The 17,222-nt window shown below is 58.4% G+C and carries 14 protein-coding genes and 2 tRNA genes; 12 read left to right on the forward strand and 4 right to left on the reverse strand.

Features of this window, described 5'->3' with window-relative positions; all coding sequences use genetic code 11:
- Positions 1-70 precede the first annotated feature (70 nt).
- From BLW36_RS17310 to pgsA, 12 genes are all read left to right on the forward strand, one after another.
- Positions 71-895, forward strand: a complete 825-nt coding sequence (locus tag BLW36_RS17310; RefSeq protein ID WP_091384593.1) for a hypothetical protein — start codon at positions 71-73, stop codon at positions 893-895.
- A 31-nt stretch (positions 896-926) separates the two neighbouring features.
- Positions 927-1,673, forward strand: a complete 747-nt coding sequence (locus BLW36_RS01935) for a hypothetical protein (RefSeq protein WP_091384595.1) — start codon at positions 927-929, stop codon at positions 1,671-1,673.
- Positions 1,674-1,911: 238 nt separating this feature from the next.
- Complete coding sequence (locus BLW36_RS01940) at positions 1,912-2,532, forward strand: MotA/TolQ/ExbB proton channel family protein (RefSeq protein ID WP_091384597.1); 621 nt, start codon at positions 1,912-1,914, stop codon at positions 2,530-2,532.
- 15 nt (positions 2,533-2,547) lie between these two features.
- Positions 2,548-2,967, forward strand: a complete 420-nt coding sequence (locus BLW36_RS01945; RefSeq protein WP_091384599.1) for an ExbD/TolR family protein — start codon at positions 2,548-2,550, stop codon at positions 2,965-2,967.
- Between the two features lie 156 nt (positions 2,968-3,123).
- Positions 3,124-4,953 (forward strand): lipid A export permease/ATP-binding protein MsbA, encoded by a 1,830-nt coding sequence (gene msbA, locus BLW36_RS01950; RefSeq protein WP_091384601.1) that lies wholly within the window; start codon positions 3,124-3,126, stop codon positions 4,951-4,953.
- An 11-nt stretch (positions 4,954-4,964) separates the two neighbouring features.
- A complete protein-coding gene (gene lpxK / locus BLW36_RS01955) occupies positions 4,965-5,996 on the forward strand; it encodes a tetraacyldisaccharide 4'-kinase (RefSeq protein WP_091384603.1) in 1,032 nt (343 codons plus the stop codon).
- A complete protein-coding gene (gene kdsB / locus BLW36_RS01960) occupies positions 5,989-6,756 on the forward strand; it encodes a 3-deoxy-manno-octulosonate cytidylyltransferase (RefSeq protein ID WP_091384605.1) in 768 nt (255 codons plus the stop codon). The genes lpxK and kdsB overlap by 8 nt, the downstream gene beginning before the upstream one ends.
- Positions 6,757-6,768: 12 nt before the next feature.
- Positions 6,769-7,785 (forward strand): UDP-N-acetylmuramate dehydrogenase, encoded by a 1,017-nt coding sequence (gene murB, locus BLW36_RS01965; RefSeq protein ID WP_091384607.1) that lies wholly within the window; start codon positions 6,769-6,771, stop codon positions 7,783-7,785.
- Positions 7,691-8,527, forward strand: a complete 837-nt coding sequence (locus tag BLW36_RS17580) for an alpha-ketoglutarate-dependent dioxygenase AlkB family protein (protein WP_280140337.1) — start codon at positions 7,691-7,693, stop codon at positions 8,525-8,527. The genes murB and BLW36_RS17580 overlap by 95 nt, the downstream gene beginning before the upstream one ends.
- A gap of 214 nt (positions 8,528-8,741) precedes the next feature.
- On the forward strand, positions 8,742-9,395 hold the full coding sequence (uvrY, locus tag BLW36_RS01975; RefSeq protein WP_091384613.1) for a UvrY/SirA/GacA family response regulator transcription factor: 654 nt from the start codon (positions 8,742-8,744) through the stop codon (positions 9,393-9,395).
- 80 nt (positions 9,396-9,475) lie between these two features.
- On the forward strand, positions 9,476-11,290 hold the full coding sequence (gene uvrC, locus BLW36_RS01980) for an excinuclease ABC subunit UvrC (protein WP_091384616.1): 1,815 nt from the start codon (positions 9,476-9,478) through the stop codon (positions 11,288-11,290).
- 105 nt (positions 11,291-11,395) lie between these two features.
- On the forward strand, positions 11,396-11,965 hold the full coding sequence (pgsA, locus tag BLW36_RS01985) for a CDP-diacylglycerol--glycerol-3-phosphate 3-phosphatidyltransferase (protein ID WP_091384618.1): 570 nt from the start codon (positions 11,396-11,398) through the stop codon (positions 11,963-11,965).
- Between the two features lie 307 nt (positions 11,966-12,272).
- Here pgsA and BLW36_RS01990 read toward each other — a convergent pair.
- From BLW36_RS01990 to BLW36_RS02005, 4 genes are all read right to left on the reverse strand, one after another.
- Positions 12,273-12,358 (reverse strand) — tRNA-Leu (locus BLW36_RS01990).
- A 96-nt stretch (positions 12,359-12,454) separates the two neighbouring features.
- Positions 12,455-12,528: transfer RNA gene (locus tag BLW36_RS01995), tRNA-Cys, on the reverse strand.
- A gap of 604 nt (positions 12,529-13,132) precedes the next feature.
- A complete protein-coding gene (locus tag BLW36_RS02000) occupies positions 13,133-14,368 on the reverse strand; it encodes a hypothetical protein (RefSeq protein ID WP_091384620.1) in 1,236 nt (411 codons plus the stop codon).
- Positions 14,369-14,563: 195 nt separating this feature from the next.
- Entirely contained in the window at positions 14,564-16,360 is a 1,797-nt protein-coding gene (locus BLW36_RS02005) for a hypothetical protein (RefSeq protein WP_139304795.1), read from the reverse strand.
- Between the last annotated feature and the right edge of the window lie 862 nt (positions 16,361-17,222).

Genomic DNA, 17,222 nt, shown 5'->3' on the forward strand with positions numbered 1-17,222 from the left:
CAATGTGGGGAGAGACCTGTGCTAAGGTCTCGGAGAAATCGAAATACAAGAAGTACTAGGTATTTTCTGCATGAATAAAAAAGTGCTTTGCAGCGTGATGCTGACAGTAGCGGGGGTGGTCGCCAGTCCGATGTCGAGCGCATCGGAGTGGAAATACACTCTGGGGACGGATATCAGCAGTGGCGATTACGGTGACAGTGCCGATACCGATATCGTCAGCAGCCCTTTCACCGTGAGCTATTCTCCCTCAGCCAGCTGGACTTTCAAGGCTTCGCTGCCGTGGACCCAGATCGAGGGGCCCGGTGGCGTTGTCCCCGGCGGTGATGGCGGCGTTATTGTTGGGCGGGGAAACGGTGGCGGTAACGGCCTTGGCGGCAACGGCGGCACCGAAACGGCGACGTTTCAGGAATCCGGCATAGGTGATCTGTGGCTGTCGGGCACCTACAGCCTGCAGCCGGTGGCCGATCGCTGGTTTTTTGACCTGACCGGCAAGTACAAGATTCCGACGGCAGACGAAGACAAGGGCCTGGGTACCGGCGAACCGGATTACACCCTGCAGGCCGAAGTGTTCACTGTGGCCGGCGATTTCACACCCTTCGCCACCGTGGCACGCAAGTTCAAGGGCGACCTGCCGGAAACGGAAATCAAGGATGTCTGGTACACCTCTGTTGGCAGCGGCTATCGTCTCAACGAGCAGAGCAGCGTCGGCGCTTCGCTGGATTATCAGCAGGCGACGACCGACACCAGTGATCCTTCCACCGAGCTCTTCGGCTATTTCAACCACAAGCTGAATGCCCAGTGGAGTGGCATGGTATACGCCTACCTGGGGCTCGCCGATGGCAGCCCGGACCAGGGTTTTGGTTTTCAGGTCAGCTATCGGCCTGGCAATAATTAAGTCGCGGTAAACTTCACAGGAGACAATAGCGATGAATATTCCTTTTAAAAAGAGTCTGCTGCCGGCAATGCTCGCCGGTGTGCTGGCCGGCACGCTGGCCTGGGCCGACGAGCTTCCGGATAACGACGCGTCGGATACCGCCGTGGTCGAGTCGGTAGAAGACGTTTCCTCCGGCAACATCGCCGGCTTCTTCAGCGACTTCCTCGGTGAAGATGCCGAAGCCACGGTAGCTGGTCTCCGCGATGGCACTATCCAATACCAGCCGCCGGAGGAAACTGCCGATGGCGAGGGTGACGCCGCCGAGGATGTCGTTGAATCTGGTCAAGATACCGAAGTCGAAGGCGAGGGCGGCGAAGCCACCGCCGGCATGGGCTACGGCAATGTCTTCATCACGCTGGCGCTCGCAGAGCAGCTGGCTATGTCCTCCGCTGCCGAGGCGCTGGAGGGTGAGACCGGCATGACGGCAGAGGAATCACTGAACGAAATCCTCTACATGCGCCAGGTAGAGGGTATGGGCTGGGGCAGTATCGCCAAAGCGAAAGGCTTCAACCTGGGTGAGGTCATCAGCAGTATCCGCTCCAACCGCCCGGAGAAAGTCGAAACCGCCAAGGCTGAAAGAGCGGCTGGTAAAGACATGCGTGCCGAAAAGGCGCAAAAGGTCGAGAAGGCCGAGCGTGTAGCCAAGCTGGAGCGCCCGGAACGACCGGTCAAGCCAGAGCGCGCCGAGAAGCCGGAGCGCCCGGCAAAGCCGGAGCGCGCTGAGCGTCCCGGCCGCTAAGGCCTGGAGGCCTAGTCGCTCCCCAGGTCTTTAGGGGAGGATGTTGAAAGCCGCCGCACAACCGTGCGGCGGCTTTTTTATTTGGTGCCATGGCCGCCGCCTTACGCAGCCGCGGCGCAAGCCGGCAATTTGTAATCTGCTTCACACTGGTGAAAAAGACGCCTCTGTTGGTCTTAGCTGGCGTCGCCAGCTGTGGTAGAGTCACAAGCCGATTTTCCGCAGTCTGGGAACCAGAAGAGTGTTAGAAATAATAAAATCCGGCGGCTGGTTGATGCTGCCAATTCTGCTTTGTTCCGTCGCCGTTATCGCCATCTGTGTCGAGCGCCTCTGGACGCTGAACCCGCGCCGTCTCGCTCCGCGTACCCTGTTGGGGGAAGTCTGGAGTTGGTTAAAAAATAACCAGATTGACGCCCGGAAACTGAAAGAGCTGCGTGATTCCAGTCCCCTGGGACGCATCTTTGCCTCCGGCCTGTCCAACTCCCGCCACGGCCGCGAGGTGATGAAGGACAGTATTGAAGAGACCGCCAGTCAGGTGGTCCACGAACTGGAGCGTTTCCTTGGCGCCCTGGGGACTATCGCGGCGGTCGCGCCGTTGATCGGCCTGCTGGGGACGGTACTGGGGATGATCCAGGTGTTCACCGCCATTATGCTGGAAGGCACAGGCAATGCGGGTGTGCTGGCGGGCGGTATCAGCCAGGCGCTGATAACCACTGCGGCGGGTCTGACGGTGGCCATTCCCGCTCTGATGGCTCACCGTTACTTCCAACGCCGGGTGGACACGATTGTCGTCACCATGGAGCAGGAGGCGGTGAAACTGGTGGATGCACTGCACAGCGACCGCCGTATCGAAGCGGCCTGAGCGAGGTAGCGATATATGCAATTTCGCCGCCAGGCCAAAGAGCAGGATGGGGTCAATCTCACGCCGCTGATCGACGTAGTATTCCTGCTACTGATCTTCTTTATGGTGTCGACCACATTTACCAAGGAGAGCCACCTGAAGCTGAACCTGCCCGAGGCCGCGGGGCCCAAGGCTGAGAATCCGCCCAGTGCCGTGGAAGTGCTGATCAACGCGGATGGCTCTTATTCGGTGGATGGTCGCCCCCTGATCAACAAAAAACTGACTACCCTGAAATCGGCGCTGTCGGAAGTTTCCGCGGGCGAGTACAATCGCCCCCTCGTGATAACCGCCGACGCCACCGCCCAGCACCAGGCTGTGGTGCGGGCCATGGATGCCGCCGGACAGCTGGGGTTTGTCAACCTCAGTATTACCACGCGGCAGCCGGAAGAAAACTAGCTCCTCGCGCTGCGCTTCGCGCCTTTAATGTCCGCAGCGGACTGGTGCCGACGGAAGACCGCCCCATGGCGCTTCTGTCGGCCGCTATCGGTTCGTCGATTTCCGCTCACGCCTCAGTGAGTGCCGCGCCAGCGAGGGGCCCAGTCAAAAGTTTGTATGGATAGAGCCAAAACGCCCCCGAGCAAACCGAAACGCGGGGCGGAAACCTACCGCCGTCTGCTTTCCTACGCACTGCCTCACTGGCCGATCTTCGCCCTTGCGGTGGTGGGATTCCTGCTGTTTTCCACCATGGGTGTCAGCCTGATTGCAGTCACCGAGTTACTACTCGACGCGGTCGGTGCCGGCATTCAGGAGAGCCGTGGCTTTCTTGCCAAGATTGTAGCTGCCCATTTCCCCGGCGGTGTCATGCCGCAGGAGACGGCGCGCTGGCTGATACCGCTGGGCATGTTGATGATTATCGTGTTGCGCGCCTGCGGCAACTTTATCGGCAGCTATGGCCTCGCCTATGTTGCGCGCTCGGTGATCCACCGGTTGCGCACCCAGCTGTTTGAGAAAATCGGCCAGCTGCCCAGTGCCTATTTCGATCGCTATACCGGTGCCTTTCTGATTTCCAAGGTTTCCTACAACGTCGAGCAGGTGACGAACTCCATCACCAAGGCGGTCAAGGTACTGCTGCGCGAGTCGTTCACGACCATTGGGCTGTTGATTTACCTGCTGATGGTGAACTGGAAACTGACACTGACCTTTTTCCTGTTCGCACCGTTTATCGCCTTTATTGTCCGCAGCGTCGGCAAGCGTTTCCGCAAGCTGAGCCACCGCATCCAGAACACCATGGGCGATGTGACCCATGTGACCCAGGAGGCGATCAACGGCTATCACGTCGTGCGTATGTACGGTGGCCAGACTTATGAAAACCAGCGTTTTGCATCGGCCAGCGACAATAATCGCCAGCAGTTTATGAAGCTGGTGGTGGCAGATAACGCTAGCGTTTCTGTGATTCAGATTCTGGTCGGCCTTTCCACCGCCACCATTGTCTGGCTGGCGCTGGCGCCGGGCATGGTGGAGTCGATGACCGCCGGCGTATTTGCGGCCTATATCGGTGCCGCCGCTTCTCTGGCCAAGCCCGTGCGCAGCTTGTCGGAAGTGTTCGCGGATATCCAGAAAGGCATCGCGGCAGCGGAAAGTATCTTCGAAGTCATCGATGCACCGAAAGAGCCGCAGGGCGGTACGGCTCGGTTGCCGGAGCCTGTACGCGGTGCCGTCACCTTTGAGAAGTTGGGTTTTAGCTACGACGCATCGGTGCCGGCGGTACTGACCGATATCAGCTTTGCGGTGGAACCGGGGCAGACGGTGGCTCTGGTCGGTGCCTCAGGATCGGGTAAGAGCACGCTGGTGAGTCTGCTGGCGCGTTTTTATGAGCCCAGCAGTGGGCGTATCCTGATCGATGGTGTGGATATCAATTCGGTACCTCTGACTGATCTGCGGCACCAGATAAGCATGGTGTCGCAAAACATCGTACTGTTTAACGATACCGTCTATCGCAATATCGCCTATGGCGAACTGCAGAATGTTAATGCGGAGCAGGTTCGGCGCGCAGTCGAATTGGCCCATGCCAGTGAGTTTGTCGATGAGCTGCCCCAGGGATTGCAGACAGTATTGGGCGACAATGCGCAGATGCTGTCCGGCGGCCAGCGCCAGCGTCTGGCTATCGCCCGCGCGCTGCTGAAGGATGCGCCGATATTGATTCTCGATGAGGCGACTTCGGCGCTGGACAATGAATCGGAGCGCGCCATTCAAATGGCGCTGGCTGAGGTGATGAAAAACCGCACGACTTTTGTTATCGCCCACCGGCTGAGTACCATTGAAAATGCGGATCGCATCCTGGTGATGGAGCAGGGGCGGATTGTCGAGAGTGGTAATCACGCTGAGCTGCTCGCTCAGGGCGGTCGCTACGCGACCCTGTTACAACAGCAAACCGCCGGATAAGGCTTCACACAATGTCACTGGAAGACTGGTTCAACAAGCGCTGGTATCCGGATAAGGGGCAGGGCAGCACGCTGCCGCTGTTGGCTCCGCTGGAGTCCCTGTACGGATTCGTCAGTAAAAGTCGCCGCGACACAAACCTAAAGAGTCCGCCGGAGCCGCTGCCGGTACCGGTCATTGTGATCGGTAATATCACCGTGGGCGGTGCGGGCAAGACACCGTTGGTCGCGGAGCTGGCGCGCTGGCTTCGCGAACGGGGCCGCAACCCGGGTATCGTCAGTCGCGGCTACGGTGGCAGGGCCAGGCAGTATCCGTACCAGGTCACCGCGCAATCGCATCCGCTTGAGTCCGGTGATGAGCCGTTGATGCTGCACCTGGTTACCGGTCTGCCGGTCATGGTATCGCCGAACCGCGATGAAGCGGCACGGGCCCTGGTAGATTACCACCAGTGCGATGTGATTCTGTCGGACGACGGCCTGCAGCACTATAAGCTGTGGCGCAGCATGGAGATCTGTGTGGTCGACGGCCACCGCGGACTCGGCAACGGCCACCTGTTACCGCGCGGGCCATTGCGAGAGCCTGCGGAGCGACTGCGCAGTGTGGATCTGGTGGTGGTCAACGGCGAGCCCGAAGAACGGGTGAAGCAGCAGTGTGGCGACTTGCTGGAATTCCCGATGAAGCTGGAGCCGGCCAGCTGGCACCAGTTCAACCTGGACAAGACCTCCACGCAGAGCTTGGCCTCGGGACCGGAGCCCGGTCTCTGCCATGGCGTTGCGGCGATCGGCAATCCGGAGCGCTTTTTCCGTGAATTGCGGCAGTTGGGTTTTCGGGTGACCGCGCAGGCTTTCGCCGATCATCACCAGTTCACTGAGCAGGAGCTCCAGTTTGACGGTGAAACACCGGTAATCATGACGATGAAAGACGCGGTCAAGTGCCGTGATTTCTGGCAGGCCCACTGGTGGGCACTGGAAGTGCGAGCCAGTCTGCCGGATGTCTTCTACCAGAAAATTCACCAGCATCTACAACAGTTTTCCGACCATGAGTAACAGCCTTTCTTTCGATGTGATCATTCCGGCCCGCTTTGCCTCGAGCCGCCTGCCCGGCAAACCGCTGGCAGATATCGGGGGCAAGCCGATGGTGCAGCACGTATACCAGCGTGCACTGGAAAGCGGTGCGGAGCGGGTGATCGTCGCCACCGACGATATGCGGGTGGCCGAAGCGGTGCGCGCTTTCGGCGGTGAGGTATGCATGACGTCCGCCGATCACGCCTCGGGAACTGATCGCCTACAGGAGGTTGCCTCCAATCTTGGGCTTGCCGGCGACCGGATACTGGTGAATGTCCAGGGCGACGAGCCGCTGATACCTCCGAAGGTCATCGACCAGGTGGCAGCCAACCTGGCGGCGAACACCAGTGCCGGTGTCGCGACCCTGGCAGAGCCGATCCACAGCCTTGACGATTTTCGCAATCCGAATATCGTCAAGGTGGTCGCGGCGGAATCCGGTCTGGCGCGCTATTTTTCCCGCGCCCCGGTTCCCTGGCCACGAGACGCCTTCGCGGTCGATACCGCGGAGTTACCGGCCGGGCTGCAACCGCGCCGGCACATCGGAATCTATGCTTACCGGGTGGCGTTGCTGAACCGTTTTGTCTCCTGGCCGGTGGCGCCTATCGAGCACTTTGAGGCACTCGAGCAGCTGCGCTTCCTGTACCACGACGAAAATATTCACGTGGCGGACGCCTGCGAAGATGTGCCCGGCGGAGTAGACACTGAGCAGGACCTAGAACGTATGCGGAAGTTGTTGGGCTAGAGCCGTTCCCTGATGATTGAGACCGATGTAGATCTACAGCCGCTGAACACCCTGGCCATTGCCGCGCGCGCAGCGCACTTTGCCAGGGTCGAGAATGTTGAGGAATTGCGTGAAGCACTGGCGTACGCCCGTGAGAAAAAGCTTCCGATACTTCCTCTCGGTGGCGGTAGCAACATAGTACTGACTGGTGACTTTCCCGGTTTGGTCATTCTGATCGAACTCCGCGGTTTATCGCTGGCAAAAAATGCCCTCGGTACCAGCGTGAGCGCGGCTGCGGGGGAAAACTGGCACCAGCTGGTGATGCAGACGGTGGAGCAAGGGCTGGGTGGCCTGGAAAATCTGGCGCTGATCCCCGGTAAGATTGGCGCAGCGCCAATCCAGAATATCGGTGCCTACGGAGTGGAGCTGCGGGACACTTTCACCGAACTGCAGGCGCTGCATATTCCGACCGGTGAACTGCACGTTTTTTCCAATGCTGATTGTCAGTTCGGGTACCGGGACAGTGTCTTCAAGGGTACCGCGCGCGATCAGTACATCATTACCCGGGTCAGCCTGCAGCTGCCGACGGACTGGCGGGCACGCTTGGATTATCCGGCGCTGCGAGAATATTTTACGGAGCGCGGGCAGGGCACTGCGGGTTTGCGCCCCGCGGAAGTGGCGCGGGCGGTGATCGATATCCGCAACAGCAAGCTGCCGTCACCTGACGACATTCCGAATGCCGGCAGTTTCTTCAAGAACCCCCTGGTGGATGCGGCTCTTTACCGCAGCCTGAAGGAGGCCCACCCCGACCTGGTGGCCTTCGCCGCGGGCGATCAGTGGAAGCTGGCGGCGGGCTGGCTGATAGACCGGGCCGGCTGGCGCGGCGCGCGGCGCCATGCGGTCGGTGTACACGACCGCCAGGCCCTGGTGCTGGTCAACCCCGGTCGCGGCAGCGGTGCCGAGGTTACCGGCCTGGCGGCAGAGATCGCGGCGGATATTCGCAGCAAGTTCGGCGTCGACCTGGAACCGGAACCGCGCTATTACCCATAACCGACGGAAGTGCCGCGCTGCCGGCATCGCTGTTCCCTGGGTCGCGCGGTGGCTTCATAGAGCGGAAATCTTCAAACACAACGCGATTTTCCCTTTGGACGAGCAGAGTTTCACTTCCTGTGCTGCAGCACTCGCAAGATCGAGCCTCGACAGTGAGTGGCCCGATCTGTCCCCAGGTAAGGCATTGCTGATCCGCGGCTGGCTGTCGCCGGCAGAATCCGCCGCTATGTACGAAGCATGCCTGCGGCTTTTGCAATGGGAACAGCCACTGGTGCGGCTGTTCGGCAAATCCCATCCGATCCCGCGTCGCCATGCTTTTGTCGGCGATCCGGATGTGATCTACCGCTGGTCTGGCTTGGAGCAGCGGCCGCAGTCGTGGGTAGAACCGCTGGATATAATTCGGTCAAAATTGAATGACGCCGGCTTCCGATTTAACTCGGTGCTGGTCAACCATTACCGCGATGGCAAGGACAGCATGGGTTGGCATGCGGACAATGAAAAGGAGCTGGGAGAGTGGCCGGTAGTGGCCACTGTCAGCCTTGGCCAGCAGCGACGGTTGGGTTTTAAACGGCGCGATGGCACCGGGCGCCTGTCACTGGATCTGCCCGATGGATCTCTGCTGTTGACGTCGGGAGCAGTGCAGCGCTATTGGCTGCATGGTGTCGCCAAAAGCGCACGCAAACTGGGGGGCAGAATCAGCCTGACTTTTCGCCATATAAACGCTCGCTATATGGTTGGCTAGAACTGGCCGGTAATTGTCTATTTGGCAGCATTTGAAGCGCTTGTCTCGCTTTCCAGCAGGGTATTTGTCTGGTATGTTGCGATAAGGCTCTGTGGATGGATCTATGCGAGGTAGGAAACCTCGTGGGCAAAAACAAGAACGCAGTCATAAGGGCGCGTGCGGCCGGGGAATTCGCGCAACGCAGCCACTGCATATATCCGTAGTTGGGGCTAAATTGATCAAAGTCTTAGTGGTGGACGATCACGACTTGGTGCGCATGGGTATATCGCGCATGTTGGGTGACGTCAGTGGTATACAGGTCGTCGGCGAGGCGAACAGCGGCGAAGAGGCGCTCGCTTTCGTGCGTGAGGCCGATGTGGATGTCATCCTGATGGACGTCAAGATGCCCGGCATGGGGGGGCTTGAGGCGACCCGCAAGCTGCTTTCCCGTTGCCCCGAAGCCAAGGTGGTCGCCGTCAGCGCGCTGGACGATGACCTGTTCCCGGGTCGATTGATGCAGGCCGGCGCCATGGGCTATGTCACCAAGGGCGCCGATCTGGAAGAGATGGTAAAGGCCATCCGCGCCGTCGTTCGCGGCGATGTATTTATCAGCAGCTCCATGGCCACCAAGATGGCCCTGCGCAATGTCAGTGGCAAATCGGATAAAAACTCGCCGTTTGATGACCTGTCCAAGCGCGAGCTGCAAATCGCCGATATGATCGTCAACGGCACCAAGGTCGCGGATATTGCCGAGACGTTGTCGGTCAGCCCCAAGACGGTCAACAGTTACCGCTACCGCATTTTCGAAAAGCTGGGCATTCACAGCGATGTGGAGCTGACGCTGCTGGCGGTTAAGTACCATATACTGGATCCGGAAGCTGCGCTCTAATCGTGGAGCTTGTTCTCACGGCGTAACCGGGTCCGCGGCCGCGTAATTGGCCGTACCTTCCCTTTCTAATTGACTGCCAGATGTTCGACAGCAAACGCTTCCTTTCTACCGTCACCCGCAAGCCCGGCGTCTATCAGATGTTCGACGCCGATGGCAAAATCCTCTATGTGGGTAAGGCTAAGAACCTGCGCAATCGTCTCTCCAGCTACTTTCGCGCATCCGGCCTCACCGCCAAGACCATGGCGTTGGTGCAGCGTATCAACAGTATCGAAGTCACCGTTGCCCGCAGCGAAACGGAGGCGCTGGTACTGGAGCAGAGCCTGATAAAATCCCAGCGGCCGCCCTACAACGTCATGCTGAAAGACGATAAGGGCTACCCGTATATTTTTCTGTCGAGTAAAGACACCTTTCCACGGATAGCATTCCATCGCGGCAGCAAACGCAAGAAAGGGCAGTATTTCGGCCCTTTTCCCAATGCATCCTCCGTGCGCGACAGTTTGAATTTTCTGCAGAAAACCTTTCGCATCCGCTCTTGCGAGGACAGCGTGTTCCGCAACCGCTCACGTCCGTGCCTGCAATACCAGATACAGCGTTGTACGGCGCCCTGCGTAGACTTCATCAGCGAAGAGGACTATCGCCAAGATGTCCGTCACGCAGAGATGTTCCTGACCGGCAAGAGCGACAAGATTATCCGTGAACTCGCCGACGAGATGGATCGCGCTTCGCGGGCGTTGGAGTTCGAGAGAGCGGCGCGACTCCGCGACCAGATCTCCGCATTGCGGCGGCTGCAGGCCGACCAAGTGGCGGAGCGCTCCCACGGTGATGTGGATGTGCTTGGCGTGGCGAGCCAGGGAGGCAGCTGCTGTGTCCACATTCTGTTTATCCGTCAGGGCCGCATACTCGGCAGTCGCAGCTATTTCCCGGACGAGCGCCTGGGGCTGTCCAGCGCGGAGCTGCTGTCGGCATTTATTCCCCAGTTCTACCTCGGCAGCCAGCGCGAAGTACCGCGGGAGATCTTGATTTCTGAGCCTGTGGAAGACCTGGAGCCCCTGCAGCAAGCGCTGACCGAGCAAAGTGGCCGGGATGTTTCCATTGTCCACCGGCTGCGGGGTAATCGGGCCACCTGGGTAACCATGGCGCAGCAGGCGGCAGAGCAGAACCTCAATAGCCGTACCGCGGCGCAACAGAAGCTACAAAATCGTTTTGAGGCCCTGCAGGAAGCCTTGGAGCTGGAGCAGTTGCCGGAACGTCTCGAGTGTTTCGATATCAGTCACTCCGCTGGCGAGGCCACCGTCGCTTCATGCGTGGTCTTCGATACCGGTGGCCCGGTCAAGTCGGACTACCGGCGCTTCAATATCGAAAACATCCAGCCCGGTGACGATTACGCGGCCATGGCGCAGGCCCTGAAGCGGCGCTACACGCGCCTGTCGAGCGGGGAGGGCAAATTCCCCAATATTCTCCTGATTGACGGCGGCAAGGGGCAGGTGCGCCAGGCGGTAGAGGCCCTCAATGAGCTCGGCGTGGTCGGCGTTCAGATTGTCGGTGTCGCCAAGGGCACAACGCGGAAAGCGGGCTTCGAAACCCTGCACGTGGTTGCCAGTAACAAAGAGCTGGTAATGTCCGCTGATTCACCGGCGCTGCACTTGATCCAGCAGGTGCGCGACGAGGCCCACCGCTTTGCCATTACCGGCCACCGCCAGCGGCGCGACAAGAAACGGCGTGAATCACCACTGGAGGGGATTCCCGGCGTCGGTCCGGCGCGCCGCCGGGCGCTACTGCGCCATTTCGGCGGACTGCAGGAGATTCGCCGTGCATCGGTGGACGAGATTGCCGGGGTAGAGGGAGTCAGTCGCAAGCTCGCTCAGGATATATACTCGGCATTACACAATGAATAGTCTGCTCGGGGCGTCTGGCAATGATTATGCGCTGGTGCCCCGGTGGGCGTTTCAATTTTTGCGACGGCCTGATAAGTTACGCCCACCGCAAGTACAGGGAATAGCATGACTCTCGCCAACCAATTAACACTGCTACGCGTCGCACTGATACCCGTTTTTGTCGTGGTCTTCTATCTGCCCTACAAGTGGAGCTATATCGCTTCCGCGGTGATTTTTGCCGCGGCCGCCGCTACCGATTGGCTGGACGGCTACATCGCTCGCAAACTCAACCAGAGCACGCCGTTCGGCGCCTTCCTGGATCCCGTTGCCGACAAGCTGATGGTCGCCACCGCGCTGGTGCTGTTGGTTGGCCTGCATAAAAGTCCCTGGTTCACTATCGCCGCAGCTGTGATCATTGGTCGCGAAATCGCCGTATCCGGCCTGCGCGAGTGGATGGCGGAACTCGGTAAGCGCAGTAGTGTGGCCGTTTCTTATATCGGCAAGATAAAAACTACGGCGCAGATAGCCGCAATTATTGTGCTGCTCGCTTTTGATGTGCGCGAGTATCCGGTTATGGAGGCGATTGGCTATGTGCTGCTATATGTTGCCGCGGCGCTGACGCTGTGGAGTATGGTCCTGTATCTGCGCGCAGCCTGGCCGACCTTGACCAGCGATGAGAATAGCGGGGGCTTGTAGCCCCGGAGCTGTCGAGGAATCAGCATTCTATCCGGCCGTGTCGGTGGCCAGCGGAAGCCAGCTGAGAATTCTGGATAGTTGCACCTGCTTTCTACAATCGAGCCGTTTGGCGCGAAGCCCGGCGGCGCCAATCTGATCCGTGTTCTCGAGCTTCCGAAGACCCTTAACTTTCTCTTTTGACGTGAAGGTGCCGTGCTGTGGCTCTGAACCCGTCCGAGCAGCATAGAATCGCCGGTCTTGCGGCCCCGCGCTTAAATGCTGTGTATGAATGTCGGAGGTGGAGAGGGTACGGGGCTGAGATATGTATTGGTGCCCGGGGCGGGACTTGAACCCGCACGGCCAGAAGCCGAGGGATTTTAAATCCCTTGTGTCTACCAATTTCACCACCCGGGCGGGAGGTGTGCGAGGATCTCACAGTGGTGCCCGAAGTTTGGATCGGGGCCTCGCTAGTCGCAGTGCTTCACAGGGAGAAGCCGGCGATGGAGAAAATGGAGGCTAGGGTCGGAATCGAACCGGCGTACACGGAGTTGCAGTCCGCTGCATGACCACTCTGCCACCTAGCCTTAACATCAAATTCAGAGCTTTCGCTCCGCCGGTTCGATGTCACCGGCACTCTCTATTGGCCACGGGCGCTGGAGCTGCAGTCTGCTGCATGATCTCTATGCTACCTGGCCAGATATTCCCGCGCTTGGCGGAAATGAAAACGCCGCGGATTCTATCGGATTGAAACGAAAAATCCCAGCATTTTCTTATACTTACGCGCAGCGGGGCGTGTAAGAAGGCGCTATTCTAGGGACTGCTCCGGATTAGTCAAGCACTGTAGTCACCGCCTCGGGGGCGGCGATTAAAAAGTGGGAAAGTCCGTTTTGCACAGTGGGGCAGGGCGCTTAATAACTTTTAGCACTACTTCTAAGGAAAATATTTCTATTTGATCTAAATTTCTCCGGAGCCCGGCTGGCAATCTCCCGGCGGTGTTCAATACTTCCTTTAACTGGCTAACACAACTCCCCCAAATGTGTTTAGTAATGCCGGTAGGGCGTCCCACTAGGTACTCGCCCGCTGTGTAGTAAGGATGAAATCCTCCAAGTTTCACTCCTAATGGTCTTGGCCCTGACGCTCTCCCCCCCCCCCGTCGTCAGGGCTTTTTTTTGTCCGCGATTTGGCTGTTCAGGGGCTCTTGTCGCGCAAATTGTCTCTGTCGAGGGCTTTGACCGGCCTCCCGGCAGCCTTTTCTGCCAGTTGCCTGAATCTGTCCAGCGTCACCTCGCCGCGCTTTTCCGCCAGGCCCCGTGCGACATCGTCGATGCTGGCCTTACCATCACTGGCAGCACGGATCTCTCTGTCCAATTCGCGCATTACCCCCACTGCGCGGGCGGTGACCGGGCCAGAGGAGCGTCTCACCAACAGGCTGGGTGCCTTCTTTCCCCAGTCGGCCAGCTTGTCCATCGCCTCATCGTAGCGGCGCTGGCTGATGCCGCCGGAGCGGCGCAGTATCTCGAGGGAGTAGTACTCTGCCAGCCCCTCGACAATCCAGTCGCTCTTCTTGTCGCCGCGAATGCCGGTGGCGACATGCACCAGCTCGTGGATCATACTGCTGGTACGGTTGCCGCTGATCATCGGTCGGTCGGCGTGCATGTATAGCGAGCGGGTGCCGGACAAACCGCCGCGCCACATAGGGTCTCCGGCACTGACAACCAGCAGGTATTTGGGGAATTTGGGGAATACCTCTTTGATTTCCGGCAGGTTCCAGTTGAGGAAGGCCAGGGTGTCCTGACGGTGAATGTCCTCACCGAGCGGCGCCGCCACCTTGGTGTCCACGCCGGCGATGATGTCCTGGCGACTGCCGATGTTGCCGACAATCATCCAGCCCTTCGGGCGCACGAAGCGGCGTCCGGCATCCTTTAGACGGTAGTGGTGCTCGCCGATCTCAGGATAGGGAAGTGCCGACGACCAGCCCTCCGGCATCTCCAGCTGGAGTTCGGCCTTGGAGCGGCCTTTGCCGGTGACCGACATCGGCGGAATCAGCTTGTCGCTGCGTAGGATGGCCCAGTCCTCGGTAATGCGGGAGTCGTAGCTGCCGCTGCCTTTCTTGTTGTTTATCGCAAACCGGTAACTGAGGCTCGCTCGTGTCCCCTCGGGGCGCCAGATGGCCCTGTCATCGCTCAGTTCAAGCCCTCGATCGCTGGTGACATCTGAATAGCGACCGGAGCTCAGGTTCAGTGACAGTTTCTTGGGCAGGGTTTTCCCATCCAGCTCGATCTCCACGTGCGCAGTACCGGATTTCGGGTCGATATGCGCCGTATAGAGGAGCTTATAGGTATCGCTGAGCGCTGCCGGTGAGGCGATGGCCAGGCACAGGCAAATGAGGGTTGGGAGGACGAGAGCGGGCATCTGCTTCAGCATGGTGTCCTGCTAGGGTTGCTGCACGGGTGAGTTTTGACAGCAAAAGAGGGTACTCGTGCCCTCGTGCCAGTTTCAAGTGCAGTCGCTGAAAGACTCGGGGGGGGAAGGGTGTCGAGAAATGGGGGGCTCAGCCCCCCGCGCTCTGGCGATATGCCTGGATCTCACCAGCCTCAACCGGCTGGTTGGCAAGTTTGGCTAGGGAGAGCCGTTACCATTGGCCTCGTTCTCGCAGTTCTCGAAGCAGAAAGGACACATCGCGCTGGTTTCCACTTCCTCGGTCTCGTCTGTTACAGGATTGAAGAACTCAACCGTGACCACATCCTTGAAAAACACCTCATTGGCACAGGTGGTGGGATTGTCCTCTGCGTCGTTCGCTACCGCCGGTGTGTAGGTTGTAGAGTATTCGACACAGTTCTCAGCGCCGGGATCCAGCGTAGCGAATTCGGCCACCAGCACCACATCCGTATCCCCGTTACCCGCGGGATTGTTAAAGATTTTGACTTGCGTGACGGGGACGTCGCCGGTATTGCACACCTGACCGGTGGCCGTAACCTCTGCGACTACCTGATTGGCGTCGACTTTCACGGCTGCGGTACAGGATTTGTCCGGAACCACCACGACATTGACGGGAATTGTAGGGCAGTCAGCCATTGCGGGGCCGGCCGAAAGCGTATCAGTGCCGCCGTCGGTTATCGCCCCGGTAACCGAGATCACATTGGTGCCGCCGTTGAATCCATTGACGGCAGAGCCGGTCATCGAATTCAGGTAACAGACCTTGCCATTGAGGGAGTCGAGCTCTCCGGTATCGAGTACCGGACCGGTGGGCAGATCGTCGCCGTCACACGCGAACCAGTCGAAATCGCCGTCCAGCACTCCATCGCCCGGCGGTGTATCGTCGAGATTGATATCGAAGATGGTACCGCCATTCGCCGTTACCGTTCCGAATATCGTGTAGCTAACCTGGCCATTCGTGACGGCGCCACCGTTGGCAGCTTCGCACTGCTTGGTTACCTCGAGACCGCAGCTCTCGAGCTCTCCCAGGATGAAGTCGAATAAGCGTGCGGTGATTGATTGCGAACTGCGTGTTTCGATTAGAAAAGTACTAAAACACAAATCAGCAAGGGTCGTGCCATTTCCATCGATCTCGAATGCGCTGAGATTGATGATGCCTTCCGCGAAAATATTGGGCACCAAATCAACATTGCCATCCTTATCTAGGTGTTCCCAGTCATGGTCAGAGGCCTCCTCCAAGACTGCGTTGGCAATCGCACAAGCCTCATCCCCTGCCGCTAACCAGGCTGTACTTGTGTCACAAGTGCCGAAGTCCAATGGGAGCGGCACCAAGCCGGGCTGGTCACCTGCTTGACCATCATCCGCATCATCTTTCCAAAGGAATGCCTCAATTGTCGGGTCGGTACCACCCTGAATGAAATTGATCAGTAAAAGAAGGTCATTTTCACGGTGATCACCGGTAAAGGTCCCTCCAGCGATATTGGTGACGTCATCCTGAAGGAACCAGAGGCCAATCTGGGCATTGCCGTCAGTGGAAAACCTGGTGCCACCAAATGCAATGTGCTTGTCACCATCGTACTCAACAAGAGTGGCGGCACCCGCGGTTATATTGTTTTTGTCCAGTGGAGTTCCCTCTTTCCATCGCCAATTGGCAATCTCTTGCTCATCCTTGGATCCCCCTTGAGTAAATTGCGTTCCATCGGGGTTTGTATCCACAACAAATACGGAGCCGGGGCCTAAATTATCCAACACGTCCGCCCAGTCTATGCCGGGGAAAGTAGCATCGTTGTCGTTCTCGATATCGCCTTCCAGCTCGAATGGGAAAGGTTGTGCTTCGGCCAGGGGTGACATTCCGACAGAACTGATCAGCGCAAGCCCCACAGCTCCACAGATGGTTCTCAGTTTGACACCAAACTTTCTTCGTCTTTTGCGTCGAGACCGGCATTCCGTATCCTGATCATCCACAAGGGTTTTGTTCATGTTCTTAACTCCGTGTACTTCAAGTTCCTGTCTCCAGCAGCGGCCGTCTTGTCGTAAAGATCGACCGAGCGGGTCGAACAATGCTCAGGGCGATTAAAAAGTGAGCAGTTTTAGCGTAGGGGAGTGTCGGCTGAGTAAGGTTGAACGCTGTGGCTAAATTTTGATCAGCGATTTGTCGTGTGTTCTGGTGGGTAAAGAGGCGCAATCAGCCGCGAAAATGACAGTGGGACGGAGAAGCATGTGTGAGTCGCCTCCGTCTGCAATCGGTAAGGCTCCAACTTTAGCTAGGGGGTGGAGTTATTCCTTAGGGGGTAGGTAGGCTTCCGCTTCGGGTGGTCTGGCGGTGCTGCCTTGGTCTATAAGCCATCCAGATTTCACCGCCTTTTCGACGTCTAGACGTGCAAAAACGTGCACAAAAACCTAATGAGTTGTTGGATAAAAATTGCCGGGCGTCGACTGAGGGCGGTGAACTAGATCCGAATAGGTGCGGATTCAGAGCCTGGAACGGCATCGGTGGAACATGTCGCTTGTAAGCTCCTGTTCCACGTGGAGCAGTGTCAATCTGCGCCGATTGATACCGGGTTGGGAGAAAAGTGGGGGGGCACGTCTCCCGGTGCTGGAACACCGTCAATCCAGATTGGTTTGGCGACATTGTGTTGGATATGCAGCCACCTCTGAGAGGTATGTTCCGTCTGCAGATCGGTAGTTACGGATTCAGCAGGGACCTTAATCGAGCGCTGTCTTGCTGTCTGTTTGTAGACAGCAGGAGCTCTGGCTGAAAACGCTGAATGCGATCTAACCAATCGACTGATTGTGCTGGCTTTGGGTCAGTATGATCGGTTTGTTTGATGTTGGCTGGGCG

Source organism: Microbulbifer marinus (genome assembly GCF_900107725.1).
GTDB lineage: Bacteria > Pseudomonadota > Gammaproteobacteria > Pseudomonadales > Cellvibrionaceae > Microbulbifer > Microbulbifer marinus.

Excerpts from the sequence above, each read along its gene's own strand:
- BLW36_RS17310 (WP_091384593.1), top strand. The coding sequence starts at position 71 with ATGAATAAAAAAGTGCTTTGCAGCGTGATGCTGACAGTAGCGGGGGTG.
- BLW36_RS01935 (WP_091384595.1), top strand. The coding sequence starts at position 927 with ATGAATATTCCTTTTAAAAAGAGTCTGCTGCCGGCAATGCTCGCCGGT.
- BLW36_RS01945 (WP_091384599.1), top strand. The coding sequence starts at position 2,548 with ATGCAATTTCGCCGCCAGGCCAAAGAGCAGGATGGGGTCAATCTCACG.
- msbA (WP_091384601.1), top strand. The coding sequence starts at position 3,124 with ATGGATAGAGCCAAAACGCCCCCGAGCAAACCGAAACGCGGGGCGGAA.
- lpxK (WP_091384603.1), top strand. The coding sequence starts at position 4,965 with ATGTCACTGGAAGACTGGTTCAACAAGCGCTGGTATCCGGATAAGGGG.
- kdsB (WP_091384605.1), top strand. The coding sequence starts at position 5,989 with ATGAGTAACAGCCTTTCTTTCGATGTGATCATTCCGGCCCGCTTTGCC.
- murB (WP_091384607.1), top strand. The coding sequence starts at position 6,769 with ATGATTGAGACCGATGTAGATCTACAGCCGCTGAACACCCTGGCCATT.
- uvrC (WP_091384616.1), top strand. The coding sequence starts at position 9,476 with ATGTTCGACAGCAAACGCTTCCTTTCTACCGTCACCCGCAAGCCCGGC.
- pgsA (WP_091384618.1), top strand. The coding sequence starts at position 11,396 with ATGACTCTCGCCAACCAATTAACACTGCTACGCGTCGCACTGATACCC.
- BLW36_RS02000 (WP_091384620.1), bottom strand. The coding sequence starts at position 14,368 with ATGCTGAAGCAGATGCCCGCTCTCGTCCTCCCAACCCTCATTTGCCTG.
- BLW36_RS02005 (WP_139304795.1), bottom strand. The coding sequence starts at position 16,360 with ATGAACAAAACCCTTGTGGATGATCAGGATACGGAATGCCGGTCTCGA.